This window comes from Streptomyces sp. NPDC001204, assembly GCF_053598035.1.
The window spans coordinates 162,914-176,340 of the sequence record NZ_JBSFJL010000004.1 but is presented as its reverse complement, the minus strand read 5'-3'; the positions used below and the strand labels follow the sequence as shown (position 1 = coordinate 176,340).

The following is a 13,427-nucleotide window of genomic DNA, read 5'->3' as shown; positions in this document are numbered from 1 at the left end:
CCTACAGTCGAGGTATGCGCATCGTCTCCCTGCTGCCCGCCGCGACCGACATCGTCGCCGAACTGGGGCTGTCGGAGCAGTTGGCCGGCCGCACCCACGAATGCGACTGGCCGCCGCGCGAGGTCGCCTCGGTGCCCGTGGTGACCGGGACCGGTCTGGACCAGGACGCGCTCACCAGCCGGGAGATCTCCGACGCCGTCGGCGGTTCGGCGCACTCCGGCTCGTCGCTGTACACCCTGGACACCGAGGCTCTGGCCGCCCTGCGCCCCGACGTGGTGCTCACCCAGGACCTGTGCGACGTGTGCGCGGTGTCGTACGAGAAGGTCAGCCGGACCGTGCGGCTGCTCGACGCCGGCACCCGGGTCCTCAGCCTGGAGCCGCGCACGCTCGACGACGTACTGGACTGCCTGGTCACCGTCGGCGACCTGCTCGGCGTGCGTGAGCGCGCGCAGCGTCGCCGGGCCGAGCTGCGGGACCGCCTCGACCGGGTCCGCGGCGCGGTCGCCGGCCTCGGCCGGCCCCGGGTCGTGGCGATCGAGTGGCTCGACCCGCTGTGGCCCGCCGGGCACTGGGTGCCCGAGCAGATCACCACCGCCGGGGGCGAGCCCCTCCTCGCCGCGCCCGGCGAGCACACCGAGCCGGTGACCTGGGAGGCGGTACGCGCCGCACAGCCGGACGTGGTCCTCGTCCTGCCGTGCGGCTTCCCGCCTGAACGCACCCTGCGGGAGGCCGAGTTGCTCACCGGGCTGCCCGGGTGGACGGATCTGCCCGCCGTTCGGTCCGGCCGCGTCTGGGTACTGGACGGACCGTCCTACTTCAACCGGCCGGGGCCACGGGTGGTACGCGGGGCGGAGGTGCTCGCCCAGATCATGCACGGGGTACCGGCCGGCGAGTCGGTCACACCGGCCGAGGCACGTCCGTTCCCCGGCCGGTGAAGACGGTCGGCCTCCCCGCGCGTGCAGGCCTCCCCGCGTGTGCGGGCCTCCCCGCCCGTGCGGGCGTCACGAGGTCGTGGGACGCCGTGGCGGCGTGATGGCGTAGAGGCCGAGGATGTCCGGCAGGGGAGCCACTCCCGGGCCGCCGGCGCGTACCCAGGCGACGATGTCCTCGGTCGCGTCCTCGTCGTTGACGAGCCCGAGCCAGACCGGTCGCGCACCGGCGGTCCGGCCCGCGGCGGACGGCTGGACCACGATGACGTTCGCCTGCTCGCACACGTCGAGGCAGTCGGAGATGCGCACCGGCACCTCCGCACGCAGCCGCGCGGTCTGCGCCGCGTGATCGACCCCGATCACCTTGGGGCTGCCGCAGCAGCAGTCCCGGCACACGACGACCCGGCACGGCACCGAACCGCTCCCCGCCACGGCACTGTCCGGCGCCTCGTCCGTCGGCTTTTCGGGCACGCCGCACCACTCCCCTCCCGGGGAGATCCGCCCCGGTGTCGATCGAGGAGGCGACCGCGTGAGTCTCCTGGCTCCCGGGTCGTCACTCGTCCCGCCTTCCCACCCCGGGCGGGGGCAGTGGCCTTCCGGAACTCGCTCACCGGTCACAGTGGCGGGACCGCGCCGGATTCACACCGGCTTCCTCGGACCGCCGTCGCCATATGTCGCCGACCATCATCCCATTGCTATTCGCTCACGGGGGAACGGTCGCTTCGCTCATTGCTGGCACTGGGGGCACCAGACCGTGCGGCGTCCGCCGACGCGGTTCGAGCACAGGGGCCACCCGCAGCGAGGGCACGTCGGCTCGCGGTCGTCCCGGTGCCCGGTGAGCCAGGAACGGCGCGGCGGCACGCACCCGGCACGCACGGAGGTCTCAAGGACCCGGCCCATCCCCGCATGGATACGCCGAAGCGCGGTCTCGCCCAGGTCCCGCGCCGGGGTCCGCGGTGCCACCCGGGCCCGCCAGAGGATCTCGTCGCACAGGAGGTTCCCGAGACCCGCGATCACGGACTGGTCCATCAGCGCGCTCTTGACGGCGCGCCGTCGTCCCGACAGCAGCTCCCTCAATTCCGCTCCGCTCAGAGTGAGCGCGTCGGGCCCCAGACCGTCCGTGATCCGTGCGACCTGCGTGTCGTCGGCCAACTGCACGCCTTGGAGCTTGCGTTGATCGCGGTAGCGCAGGTGCCGGGAGTCGTCGAGCGTCAGCACGACGCGGTCGTGCGGTGCGAGGGGCTCGTCCGGGGCACAGCACCGCAGCGATCCCGTCATACCGAAGTGCCAGACCAGTACGCGACCGCCGTCATCCACCGGCACGAACAACCACTTTCCGTGCCGCCACGCCTCCCCCAGACGCCTGCCTTTCAACTCCCTCCGCAGCCGCTGCGCGCTGACACCTCGCAACACCCCCGTGTCCCGCACCTCGACGTCCGTGACACACCGCCGCCGGCCGCAGGTCATCAGCACCTCGCGGAATCCCTCGACATCCGGCAGTTCGGGCATGCGTGCGTCCGGGCTCTTCGTCGTACGGTCGTCGGACCGCCGTACGCGCTGACGGGTACCCGTGGAGAACGAGCCCACGCGCTCGGCACCCTGCTCCGGGACGTCATGCCTCCGATCGGACGCTCGCCGGTTTGACGGACGGCCCGACCGGGATACCCATGGCCCGTGATCCCGTCCAAGGTCGACGACACGCTGCCCGAGCTGGCTCCCTTCGTCCACGCCGTACAGGGCCGAAGGCCCGACGACGGCACGTGGTGCGAGGCGTGGACGGTGCGTGACGTCCTGGTCCACCAGACGGGGAACGCCGAAGAACTGGCCCGGGTGCTGCGAGCGTTCCTCGCGGGCGCACCGGTGGAGACCAGGAGCTTCGAGCGCGAGGCTCCCTACCGGCGGATGTCGGACTCGGAACTCCGGGCGGCGTTCATGGCCCGCTGCGAAGAACTCACCGAGATCGCCGCGGCCGCCGCGCAGGACCTGTCCCCGGACACCGAGGTGATGTGGACCGGCCGTTCCGTGAAGGTCCCCTTCTTCGCGGAACACATGCGTGAGGAACTGATCCTCCATCGCTGGGACCTGACCGGCGACGACCGGACGTCCGTGCGGTCCCTCAACGAGCCGTGGATGACCGAGCACAGCGTGATGTCGGTCGGCCGCCCCCTGCTGGTCCGGGGTCGCGCGGGTCTCGGCCTGGGCCCCGAGGGACGGGTCGAGGGCCGCCTGCGCACCCCGGGCACGGACGACATCGTGGTGACCGCCGACGCCGAGGGCGGCACGATCCGGTTCGCCGCCCCCGACGGTCCGGCCACGATCGAGAGCGACGCGGCCACCCGCGTCCTCCTCCTGTGGGGCCGCCGCCCCGCCGACCCCACCCGCTGGCACAGCACCGCGGGCCCGGAGGCACTGCGGAGAGTACGGACGCTGCTGGGCGGCTACTGAGATCTGGTTGTGGGGCCGACCTGGCCCACCACGGGGGACGGACCCTCGTAAGGTGGACCGTCATGGCCGAGTCCCACCCGCTGCTGGGCATGTTCCTCAATGCCGCCGACGGACGCTTCCCGCCCGCGGACGGTCGCGTAACAGTTCTCCCACCTCTGCCGGGTGGGCTGGAGTGCTCGGTCGCCTTCACCGGGCACGCCGTGATCGCCACCGCCCTGTCCGCTCCCGGCGTCCAGGCTCAGGGGCCCGACGGTTACGGGGCTTCAATGGCTCCGGATTTCCTGCGTTACCTCGCCGGTCCCGGGGGGTGGATCGACAGTGTCGACGTCACACTCGTCGCGCGTGGCACGCCGGCCCCCCGACGCCTGCCCGAACGTCTTGATGCCGATGACCACCCACGTGTTCGCCGTGCTCGGGCTTTGCGTACCGACGTCCGTGTCTACGGAGATGAACGCGGCCTTGTCACACTGGCCGACGGCCTGGCCGGCCGGCGAGAGATAAGCATCGAACTCGACCACCCGGGCAGCGGCGCGGCTGGACTCGGTCGCTCCCTGCTGCGTGACGCGCTCACCGTACTCCCCGCCGGAGAGCCGGTTTTCGCCGCTGTCGCCCCAGGTAACGCTCGATCCCTTCGGGCCTTCCTCAAGGCCGGCTACACACCACTGGGGAGCGAGGTCGTCGTCCGTCCCTCCAGACCGTGAAGTGGTGCAGCAGCGAGAGGCTGCGGCCCACAACACATCGGTTACTCCGCCACGAAACCGAGGAAATCCGCCCACGCCGAGGAGGCGACCCCGAATCGCGGCCCGTCACTCTGCTTGGAGTCGCGTACGTGCACGGCTCCGGGGGCGAGTGCGACTTCCACGCAGTCGTCACCCTCGGATCCGCTGTAGCTGCTCTTGAACCAGTCCAGTTCACCGGCGGTGTTCATAGAGCCCCTCTCATCCTCTGCAACAACTCCACCGAGTCCACTGGGGACAGGGCCTGCGAGCGCATCTTGGCATAACGCATGTGCATGACGCTCACCGCTTCCCGGTCGGACACCAGCTGCCCCGTCTTCTGCCCCTCCGAATACCCCAACCACTGGCGCTCCGGGGTCTCCAGGAGTCGCATGGGCCCGTCCGTACCCGCGTGATGCGGCTGCCGCAACGGCATGATCTGCAGCTCCACGTTCCACGGTTCCGTACGGACGAGAAGGTGGTCGAGCAGTTCCCGGGTGACTTCCTCACCTCCCGTGTGCCGCAGCAGTACCGACTCCTCGACGATGAAACTGAACGCGACCGGCGGCCTGCGCGTCAACAGGTCCTGCCGCGCCAGCCGGGCGGCGATCCGCTCCTGCAACTGCTCCTCCGTGGGCGGAGGCGGCACGTTGAGCATCACCGCGCGTGTGTAGGCCTCGGTCTGGAGCAGTCCCGGCACGACCCGGCACTCGTACGTGCACAGGCTGACCGCCGTCTCCTCCAACTGCGCCCACTCCCGGAACCAGACCGCCAGCCCCCGCTGCCGTCCCACGTGCCGGGCCACCGCGCGCAGCACGCCGAACGACTCCAGCGCCTCCTCCGCCCGCTCGATGAAGTGAGCGGTGGGCATCCGCCGGCCCTGCTCGACCGAAGCGACCGAAGCATGCGAGTAGTTGAGCCGCTCGGCCAGTTGCTCCTGCGTCAGCAGGGCTCGTTCCCGGAAGACCTTCAAGGCCGCCCCGAACGCCTTCATACTGCCGGACGAATCCAGCGCACTGCCACTTGCCATGAATGACGACCCCCTTGTCACACCCGCGTCACCTCTTGCAACGAGTACAACGGCTCGGCCGTGAGCAGTGGTTACGTGCCTGGCACGGCTGGAACCAGTACAGGACGGCCTGTACGGGCAGCACCACTCCACCGAAAGGACCTGATCTGTGACGGCACGCCCCGCACACCGCACGACCAGCCCACCTCGTGTGAGCGCTCGTCCACGGACCGCCCGCCCGCCCGCACCGCATGCCGCGATCGGCGTCGGGGTCATCGTGTTCGGTGAGCGGGGGCTGCTGCTGGGACGGCACCGGCACGGCACCTGGGAGCTGCCCGGGGGCACTGTCGAGCCCGGAGAGTCCCTTCACGACACGGTCGTGCGCGAACTCGCCGAGGAGACCGGGCTCGTCGTCCGCCCTGAGGACGTGACGCTGCTGGGCACACTCCTCGACCACGTCGACGATGTCGTACGCGTCACCGTCGGCGCCGTCGTCACGGCCTGGCGGGGCGAACCCGCCGACCAGCCGCACGAAAGCGTGGGCGACTGGCGCTGGTGGGCCCTGGACGAACTGCCCGAGGGCCTGTTCGTGTGCAGCGCCCAGATCCTCACGTCCTGGCGCTCCGACCTGCCTCCCATCGACCATGCGCCGGCGCACTTCACTCCGTACGCAGACCGGACCCCTCCCACTAGCGTCCAGCTCCATGGATGATGTCGTGAAGATCGTTGTCGAGCGTCAGTACGCCCCGAACCCGATCGACTATGAGCGCCTCGTCTCGTTGGTCGAGTCCACCGGCGAACGCGTCGTGCTCACCGTGGGCGGCGTGCCGGTGAGTGTCCTGTTCCCGGCGGGGGTGGTGGCCCGGCTGGAACACTGGGCCCGCGCCGACTTCGCCACGCCCGCACCGATACCGCAGGGCGAAGAAGGGGAGGACGCGAACGAGCCGAGGTGGGACGTCGGTCGACTGCGGATCGAGCCGCTGGCCAATCCGCAGGAGTACGGGCCCTACACCCGGTACGTGCGGGCCGACGGCAGGCGCGTGAGCTTCGTCCGGAGCGGGACGGTGGTGGCCGTGCAACTGACCGCCGACGAGGCGGCGTGGCTTGAGGACAGAGCCATGCATGAGCGCCAGGGATACATGGACCCCGAGCAGGCAGCGGCATTCGAAGAATTCCTGGCCCGACAGCCACCGGCCGGCGAGCAGTGACTGCGAGCCGGAGCCGCTTTGAAGTTCGAACAACCGGGCCTCAAGGGTCTCGAACGCTCGGAGTGTGAGGCCGCCGAGGATCTGACCGCGCGGACGGGGCGCAACCGCGCTGCTGCACAGCGCCCGGGGCCGCTCTGAGCGGGCCCCGGGCGCTGTCCGTGCACCGGTGGTCAGGCGTTCTGGCGCAGGCCGCCGTATCGGAGTTGGTCGATGAGGGCGAGGAGGAGGAAGAGGTTCGGGACCTTCTTGACCTGCACCTGGGCCCAGGGCAGCTTCTTGCCGGGCTTGCGCAGCACCAGCATTCCCTGGGAGATCTCGACCTTCTCGATCTCCGCCCAGGTCAGGCTGCCCTTTGCCGTGGCCACGCCGCCCAGGTTCACCGAGAGGCTCCCGTAGGTCAGGGTCCGGCCCTGTTCCAGCCCGGTGACCAGTCCGGGCAGCTGCGCCCGGGTGATCTCCTGCTGGAATGCCGGACCCCAGCACTCGGGCTGGGCGTAGAAGTCGGTCACCTTGAGCGTCGTACCGTCCTCGCGGTGGAGCGTGTAGACGTAGGTGGTCCCGACGTAGATGCCGTTCGCGTACCGCTCGGTGATCTCCTGGAGCACCGTCATCGAGTCCCAGCGGAAGACGGAGACCTCGCCGTTCTTTCCCACCTCGGCCAGACCGTGCTCGAAAAGGTGCAGGCGGCGGGCGGCCTGCTTGCGCGAGAGGTTGGGCGTCTTGAAGGCGAGCCAGATGAAGTAGGCGCCGAGGGGAGGAAGGATCAGGGAGACGATTCCCATGCTCAGGACGGCGACTATCCGCACTGTGCCGATGCGCTTCGGCAGGAACGTCTCCCGCAGCTGCCCAAGTCCTTCGGTCCCCGGGGGCGCGGCGTCATGGGCTGTTGTCTGCCCGTGGTCCTGCTGAGCTGTGGGTCCTGCCATGAGCCGTGCTCCTCGCCGTAATCATCAGAGATTCGGCGATCATTCTGCGGTCGGGGCCGACGCCCGTACACATCGGGGCCTCCTGAGCGGCCGCAGCGGTGACGAAGGCGGCGAACCCGTCGAGGTCGTCACCGGCGCAACCGCCGTACATGTACGGGATTCCAAGGAACGCGGCGACCCCCAGCTCGCGTTCGCGCGGAGCGCGTGGGGTGGGTTCGTCACGGAGTTCGGGGGTCCACGGCCGGGGCTTTCGGCCGGTCCTCGGGGCCTCCCGTCGGCCAGGGCTGTTTCGTGCGCCCATACGTCCTGGCGACGGCTCCGCACTGCAACGCCATCGACAGCGCCATGGCCGAGCAGATGCCGGGCAGGCCCCACTCCGACAGGGGGGACGCGAGGGCCAGTTGCAGCGCCACTCCGCACGAGGTGATCCGGGCAAGGGCCGGGCTGCCGCCGCTGCCCTCGAACACACCGCCCAGTGCGATGAAGCACGCGAGCAATACCAAGTAGGGCCCCACGCAGCGCAGATAGAGCGTTCCCGCCTCGGCCACGTCGCCCCCGGCGCCGAAGATCCGCATGATCCACGGTCCCGTGGCAAGCAGGGTCAGGGCGGCTGCGAGCCCCAGCGCCCCGGCCAGGAGCAGCGCCTGGCGTCCGACGGTCCGGCGCTCGTCGTGACCGGCGCCGAGTTGGTGGGCGGTGTGGATGGCGGCGGCCTGGCGCACCGCGTAGAAGGCCATCGTGGCGACGTACATCGCCTTGGTCGCGATCCCGTACGCGGCGACGTCGCTCACGCCGACCCGGGCGACCACGGCGACGAGCGCGAGCGCCCCGGCCATTCTGACGACGAAGTCGGCCGACATCGGCAGACCGGTCTGTGCCGTCCTGCGCGCGTCGGTGCCCAGTTCTTTGATGCGGAGCGAGGTTCCTCCGCCAGTCCGCGGGAGTGCGCCGCTTCGGAGCAGCGTGAGGAAACCGCACACGAGCGCGGCCGTCCGTCCCAGCACGGTGGAGATCGCCGCCCCGCGCACTCCGAGTCCGAGTCCGAGGACGAGCAGGGGATCCAGCACGAGGATCAGCCCGTTCGCGAGCAGTGAGAGTTTCATCGGGGTACGGGTGTCGCCCGCGCCCTTGAGGATGCCGTCGACGACGTTGGTGGCGAAGAACACCGCGATCCCAGGCAGCGCGATCGAGAAGTACCCGGTGGCGAGGGCCGGTGAACGGCCTTCGTCGCCGCCGAGCACGAGCCGGGCCAGCGGCTCGCGGCAGAGGTATCCGCCGATGGCGACGACGGGTGTGACGAGTGCCCACAGCGCCCAGCCGCCGCGTACGGCGGAACGCAGCGCCGCCGGATCCCCCGTTCCCCTGGCCCGTGCGACCAGCACGGTCGTGCCGGAGCCGGCGACAAGGATGACGCCGAGCAGCAGGTTCTCGACATTCGTGGCGACTGCCACCGCGGCGACGGCCTGCCCCCCGAGCCGGGCCACCCACACCATGTTGATGATTCCGGCCGTGACCCCGGCGAGAAGCTCGAAGTAGACCGGAAGCGCGAGCGACACCAGCCTGCGACGGTGCTCCGCTGCACTCGTCATCACTCCCCCTCTTTTCGCTGTACCTCGATTCGAGGTACAGCGAAAAGAGATAGCATGGCGGCGCCGAGTGGACAAGCGCGCGGATGGCACCGAAGGGGACCTGTTCATGCTGGAGTTGTCGATCCTGGGCTTCCTCTACGAAGCACCCCTGCACGGCTACGAACTGAAGGCGCGCATCCAAGGCCTCAGCGGTCACATCCGCCCGGTGAGCGACGGCGCGCTCTATCCGGCCATCACCCGACTCGTGAAGGCGGGCCTGATCGAGCAGCGCACCGAGCCCGGAAGCGGTGCCGCGCACCGCCGGACGCTGTCCCTCACGGAGGCGGGCCGTACCGGGCTTCTGGAGCGCCTGAGGAGCCCCAAGGAAGTCGAAATCACCGATGGGCAGCGTTTCTTCACGCTGCTGGCGTTCTTGCGGCACCTTCCGGACCGTGCCGAGCAGGCGGCCGTCCTCCGTCGCCGGCAAACGTTCCTCGACACCCCGGCGAGCTTCTTCTACCGCGACGGTGAGCCGGTACGGGCCGAGGACGCACCGGACCTGTTCCGGCAGGGCATGCTGCGCATCGCCCGTGCCACCGGAGCCGAAGAGAGGAAGTGGCTGGAGGAGGCGATCGGCAGACTGGAGAGCTGAGCGAAGCCGCCCCCAGACCGCTTCCGGCGTGCGGCTCGACCTCAACACCGACAGGCGATGGACGCCGGGTATCACCGATGATGTCTGTGATGTCTGCTGTGCTCGACTCCGCGACCGGCCGTACCGCCGCCCGGTACGGCATGGGTACTCATCCAGCAGTGGGCCCGACGTGTGCACGGTGAGGAGGGCCATGAGGCGATGACGGTGTTCGCCGTCAACCCGACGGACAGCGCCTCGGTGCTGGCCGCCTTCGGTGCGCTGGGGGTCCTGGTCGTGACCTTCGCGGAGTCGGGTCTGATCGTGGTCGGCTTCTTCCTCCCCGGTGACACCCTGCTGATCCCGGCCGGTGTGCTGTGCGCGCAGACCGACGGCCAGGGGCCGCGGATGGCGTTGTGGCAGGTGCTGGTGTGCGCCGCCGTGGGCGCGGTGGCGGGCGGGCAGGTGGGGTTCCTGCTCGGGCGGCGGGGCGGGCGGACCCTGCTGGCCCGCTCCTCCAACCGGCGGCTGAAGGAGCGGGCGGCGCGGGCGCAGGAACTCCTGACCCGCTACGGGCAGGGCAAGGCACTCGTGATCGGCCGCTTCATCCCGATGCTGCGGTCCGTGCTGCACCCGGCGGCCGGGGCGCTCGGCGTGCCCACGCGGACCTTCACGCTCTGGGCGACCGTCGGGGGCGTGCTCTGGACCCAGAGCCTGGTGCTGGCCGGGTACGCCCTGGGGGCGTCGGTCCCCCGCATCGGGGACTACCTCCTGGTCATGGTCGCCGTGCTCATCGTGCTCTCCCTGGTGCCTCTGCTGCTGCAGGCACGGCGTGCACGGCACACCCGGCAGCCGCCCTCGCGGTGACCGGGCGGCCGCCGGTACCAGGTGTCGCCTACGCCACCGCCTCCCCGGCCACCACGATCTCCGGCGCCTCCGCCGCTTCCCGCGCCTCCCGCGACTCCTCGGCCCGCTGCTCGAACTGCGTGCGGTGCAGCTCCGCGTACCGGCCGTCCGCCGCCAGGAGTTCGTCGTGGGTGCCGCGTTCGACGATCAGTCCGCCCTCGACGACCAGGATGAGGTCGGCGGCCCGCACCGTGGACAGCCGGTGGGCGATCACCACCGCGGTCCGGCCGTCCAGGGCCTCGGTCAGTGCCTCCTGGACGGCCGCCTCCGAGGTGTTGTCGAGGTGGGCGGTGGCCTCGTCGAGGATGACCACCCGCTGGCGGGCCAGCAGCAGCCGGGCGATGGTCATGCGCTGGCGTTCGCCGCCGGACAGACGGTAGCCGCGCTCGCCGACGACGGTGCCGAGGCCGTCGGGCAGGGAGCGCACGAGGTCGTCGAGGCGGGCCCGGCGCAGGGCGTCCCACAGTTCCGCGTCGGTCGCCGAGGGGCGGGCCAGCAGCAGGTTGGCGCGCACGGAGTCGTGGAAGAGGTGGCCGTCCTGGGTGACCATGCCGAGGGTCGCCCGCAGGGACGCGGAGGTCACGTCGCGGACGTCGACGCCACCGACGCGCACGGCGCCCTCGTCGACGTCGTACAGGCGTGGCAGCAGTTGCGCGATCGTCGACTTGCCGGCGCCGGAGGAGCCGACGAGGGCGACGGTCTGCCCGGCCTCGGCGCGGAAGGAGACGCCGTGCAGGACCTCGGCGCCGTCGCGGGTGTCGAGGCCGGCGACCTCCTCCAGTGAGGCGAGGGAGACCTTGTCGGCGGAGGGGTAGCCGAAGCGGACGCCGTCGAACTCCACGGCGAGGGGGCCCTCGGGCACCGGGCGGGCGTCCGGCTTCTCCTCGATCAGCGGCTTGAGGTCGAGCACCTCGAAGACCCGCTCGAAGCTGACCAGGGCGCTCATCACCTCCACGCGCGCCCCGGCGAGGGCGGTGAGCGGCGCGTACAGGCGGGTCAGCAGCAGGGCGAGCGAGACGACGGCGCCCGGCTCCAGGGTGCCGCGCAGGGCGAAGTACCCGCCGAGGCCGTAGACGAGGGCCAGCGCCAGCGAGGACACCAGGGTCAGCGCGGTGATGAAGGCGGACTGCGCCGTCGCCGTACGGATGCCGATGTCCCGTACCCGGGCGGCGCGGGCCGCGAACTCCTCCGACTCCTGCTCCGGGCGGCCGAAGAGCTTGACCAGGGTGGCGCCGGGGGCGGAGAAGCGCTCCGTCATCCGGGTGCCCATCGCCGCGTTCAGCGTGGCCGCCTCCCGCTGCATACGGGCCATCCGGCTGCCCATCCGCCGGGCCGGCACCACGAACACCGGCAGCAGCACCAGGGCGAACAGGGTGATCTGCCAGGACAGGGTGAGCATGACGGCGAGGGTGAGCAGCAGGGTGACCACGTTGCTGACGACGCCCGAGAGGGTGTTGCTGAAGGCCCGCTGGGCGCCGATGACGTCGTTGTTGAGCCGGGAGACGAGCGCCCCCGTACGCGTGCGTGTGAAGAACGCCACCGGCATGCGCTGCACATGGTCGAACACCGCCGTGCGCAGATCGAGGATGAGTCCCTCGCCGAGCGTGGCCGACAGGCGTCTGCCGAGGATGCCGAACGCCGCCTCGGCCACCGCGATCAGGGCGATGAGCAGGGCCAGGCGTACGACCGTGCCCTGGTCGCCCCGCGACACGATCACGTCGACGACGCGCCCGGCGAGTACGGGGGTCGCCACCGCGAGCAGCGCGGTCACCACCCCGAGGGCGACGAACTGGGCGATACGGCGGCGGTGGGGCCGGGCGAACGCGCCGATACGGCGCAGCGTCGCGCGGGCGAGCGGACGCCGCTCCTGCTGGGCGGTCATGACGCTGTGCAGCTGCGTCCAGGCGGTGGTCTCCATGCTCATGGAGAAGAACCTAGAACCTCAAGCATCGTTGAGGTCAATGTGCGCATCCCGAAGACCCCGACGGCCCCGACTCCTCCCGACCCGCTTCCCGCTCGTAAGGCGCCGTCCTCAGTTCCGCCACCCGCCGTTGGCGCGGCGGGGAAACCCTCTGCGGATGTGACCCCGGATGTGACAGCGGCCGAACTCCGCGAGCCGCGGCCAGGGCGGCTCCCGCGGCGCCTGCCCCTGCGCCAGGTGCTGTGCCTGCTGCCGGTGCTGCTCGTGGCGGTGGCCGCGGTGCGCCACCGGTCGGTGCTGGCCGAGGGCTTCGCGCACCTGCGGAGCGCCGAGTGGCCGTGGCTGCTGGCCGCGGTCGGCACGACCTGTCTGACCTGGGTCGCGGCCGCCGTCACCCGGCAGGGCGCGGTCGTCCAGCGGTTGCCGAGACGGCGGCTGCTCGCCACCCAGTTCGCGGCCGGCGCCGCCAACCACCTGCTGCCGACGGGCCTCGGGGCGAGCGCGGTGAACCTGCGGTTCCTGACGGTGTGCGGGGTCTCCCTGGCCCGTTCCTCCGCCGCGCTCGCGCTGTACATGCTCGCGGAGAGCATCGCCCGGCTGGCGCTGCTCGCCGCCCTGCTCCTCGCGTTCCCGAACGCGCTGCGGCTCGGCGGCCTGCTGCCCTCGGGAGTGGCCGGTCCGCTGCTGTACAGCGTCGGCGCGGCACTGGTCGCCGCCGCCGGGGCGGCGCTGTGCGTACGGCGGCTGCGCGCGGCGGTCGCCTCCTTCGTGCGCACCGCGCTGAGCGAGGCGCGCACGGTGCACTGCCGTCCGGCGCGGGCGCTCGCGCTGTGGGGCGGCTCGCTGGCCTTCCCGGCCCTCCAGGCGGTCTCACTGGTCGCGGTGGGGCGAGCGCTGGCGCTGCCGGTGCCGTCCGTGCACATGGCGCTGGCGTACCTGGCGGCCACCACCGCCGTCGCGCTGGTGCCCACGCCCGGTGGGTTCGGCTCGGTGGAGGCCGCGCTCGTCGTGGCGCTGGTGGCGGCGGGCGGACCGGCCGCGGTCGCCACGGCGGTCGTGGTCGCCTACCGGATCATCACCGTGTGGCTGCCGCTGCTGCCGGGGGCGCTCACGCTGGGGGCGCTGGTACGGCTGAAGGTCATCTGACTCCCGCCCCCGCCCCCGCCCTCTA

The 13,427-nt window shown here is 71.3% G+C and carries 14 protein-coding genes, 2 pseudogenes and 1 riboswitch; of the genes and pseudogenes, 9 read left to right on the top strand and 7 right to left on the bottom strand.

The features are described from left to right. The first annotated feature begins 14 nt into the window (after window positions 1–14). Window positions 15–935: a cobalamin-binding protein gene (locus tag ACWC91_RS08050; RefSeq protein WP_225080055.1), complete on the top strand. Its 921-nt coding sequence runs from the start codon at window positions 15–17 to the stop codon at window positions 933–935. 66 nt (window positions 936–1,001) lie between these two features. Here the strand turns inward: ACWC91_RS08050 and ACWC91_RS08045 are convergent, their stop codons facing one another. Together ACWC91_RS08045 and ACWC91_RS08040 are read right to left on the bottom strand one after the other, a co-directional pair. Continuing rightward, window positions 1,002–1,400, bottom strand: coding sequence for a (2Fe-2S) ferredoxin domain-containing protein (locus ACWC91_RS08045; protein WP_450642523.1), 399 nt, complete (start codon window positions 1,398–1,400; stop codon window positions 1,002–1,004). A 38-nt stretch (window positions 1,401–1,438) separates the two neighbouring features. Then, window positions 1,439–1,630, bottom strand: a riboswitch (cobalamin riboswitch). 25 nt (window positions 1,631–1,655) lie between these two features. Then, the gene (locus tag ACWC91_RS08040; protein ID WP_225080080.1) at window positions 1,656–2,438 is read right to left on the bottom strand and encodes an Fpg/Nei family DNA glycosylase; all 783 of its coding nucleotides are present in this window, start codon (window positions 2,436–2,438) and stop codon (window positions 1,656–1,658) included. A gap of 165 nt (window positions 2,439–2,603) precedes the next feature. Between ACWC91_RS08040 and ACWC91_RS08035 the strand changes: the two genes are divergently transcribed. Both ACWC91_RS08035 and ACWC91_RS08030 read left to right on the top strand, forming a co-directional pair. Continuing rightward, a complete protein-coding gene (locus tag ACWC91_RS08035; RefSeq protein WP_450642524.1) occupies window positions 2,604–3,374 on the top strand; it encodes a maleylpyruvate isomerase N-terminal domain-containing protein in 771 nt (256 codons plus the stop codon). Window positions 3,375–3,436: 62 nt separating this feature from the next. Continuing rightward, window positions 3,437–4,075 carry a hypothetical protein gene (locus ACWC91_RS08030; protein ID WP_376500022.1) on the top strand — a complete coding sequence of 213 codons (639 nt, stop codon included), beginning with the start codon at window positions 3,437–3,439 and terminating at the stop codon, window positions 4,073–4,075. Window positions 4,076–4,116: 41 nt separating this feature from the next. Here the strand turns inward: ACWC91_RS08030 and ACWC91_RS08025 are convergent, their stop codons facing one another. After that, the gene (locus ACWC91_RS08025) at window positions 4,117–4,302 is read right to left on the bottom strand and encodes a DUF397 domain-containing protein (RefSeq protein ID WP_281154027.1); all 186 of its coding nucleotides are present in this window, start codon (window positions 4,300–4,302) and stop codon (window positions 4,117–4,119) included. Continuing rightward, window positions 4,299–5,120, bottom strand: a complete 822-nt coding sequence (locus ACWC91_RS08020; RefSeq protein WP_376500019.1) for a helix-turn-helix domain-containing protein — start codon at window positions 5,118–5,120, stop codon at window positions 4,299–4,301. The genes ACWC91_RS08025 and ACWC91_RS08020 overlap by 4 nt, the downstream gene beginning before the upstream one ends. 169 nt (window positions 5,121–5,289) lie before the next feature. Here ACWC91_RS08020 and ACWC91_RS08015 point away from each other — a divergent pair. Both ACWC91_RS08015 and ACWC91_RS08010 read left to right on the top strand, forming a co-directional pair. After that, window positions 5,290–5,811, top strand: a pseudogene (locus tag ACWC91_RS08015) (NUDIX domain-containing protein); the annotation flags it as partial. After that, window positions 5,804–6,307: a type II toxin-antitoxin system Phd/YefM family antitoxin gene (locus ACWC91_RS08010; protein WP_450642526.1), complete on the top strand. Its 504-nt coding sequence runs from the start codon at window positions 5,804–5,806 to the stop codon at window positions 6,305–6,307. The pseudogene ACWC91_RS08015 and the gene ACWC91_RS08010, both read left to right, overlap by 8 nt. Window positions 6,308–6,477: 170 nt before the next feature. On the opposite strand, the gene ACWC91_RS08005 is transcribed toward ACWC91_RS08010, so the two are convergent. Continuing rightward, complete coding sequence (locus ACWC91_RS08005) at window positions 6,478–7,233, bottom strand: DUF6585 family protein (RefSeq protein WP_376500013.1); 756 nt, start codon at window positions 7,231–7,233, stop codon at window positions 6,478–6,480. Between ACWC91_RS08005 and ACWC91_RS08000 the strand changes: the two are divergent. Next, a pseudogene (locus tag ACWC91_RS08000) lies at window positions 7,232–7,396 on the top strand (hypothetical protein); the annotation flags it as partial. The gene ACWC91_RS08005 and the pseudogene ACWC91_RS08000 overlap by 2 nt on opposite strands. Before the next feature lie 55 nt (window positions 7,397–7,451). Here the strand turns inward: ACWC91_RS08000 and ACWC91_RS07995 are convergent. Next, a complete protein-coding gene (locus tag ACWC91_RS07995; protein WP_450642527.1) occupies window positions 7,452–8,822 on the bottom strand; it encodes an MATE family efflux transporter in 1,371 nt (456 codons plus the stop codon). A gap of 106 nt (window positions 8,823–8,928) precedes the next feature. Between ACWC91_RS07995 and ACWC91_RS07990 the strand changes: the two genes are divergently transcribed. Further along, a complete protein-coding gene (locus tag ACWC91_RS07990) occupies window positions 8,929–9,453 on the top strand; it encodes a PadR family transcriptional regulator (protein ID WP_225080081.1) in 525 nt (174 codons plus the stop codon). A gap of 204 nt (window positions 9,454–9,657) precedes the next feature. Then, complete coding sequence (locus ACWC91_RS07985; protein ID WP_450642533.1) at window positions 9,658–10,296, top strand: DedA family protein; 639 nt, start codon at window positions 9,658–9,660, stop codon at window positions 10,294–10,296. A gap of 28 nt (window positions 10,297–10,324) precedes the next feature. Here the strand turns inward: ACWC91_RS07985 and ACWC91_RS07980 are convergent, their stop codons facing one another. Then, window positions 10,325–12,253 carry an ABC transporter ATP-binding protein gene (locus tag ACWC91_RS07980; RefSeq protein WP_450642535.1) on the bottom strand — a complete coding sequence of 643 codons (1,929 nt, stop codon included), beginning with the start codon at window positions 12,251–12,253 and terminating at the stop codon, window positions 10,325–10,327. A 174-nt stretch (window positions 12,254–12,427) separates the two neighbouring features. On the opposite strand from ACWC91_RS07980, the gene ACWC91_RS07975 reads away from it, so the two are divergent. Beyond that, window positions 12,428–13,402 carry a lysylphosphatidylglycerol synthase transmembrane domain-containing protein gene (locus ACWC91_RS07975; protein ID WP_225080084.1) on the top strand — a complete coding sequence of 325 codons (975 nt, stop codon included), beginning with the start codon at window positions 12,428–12,430 and terminating at the stop codon, window positions 13,400–13,402. Window positions 13,403–13,427: the final 25 nt, after the last annotated feature.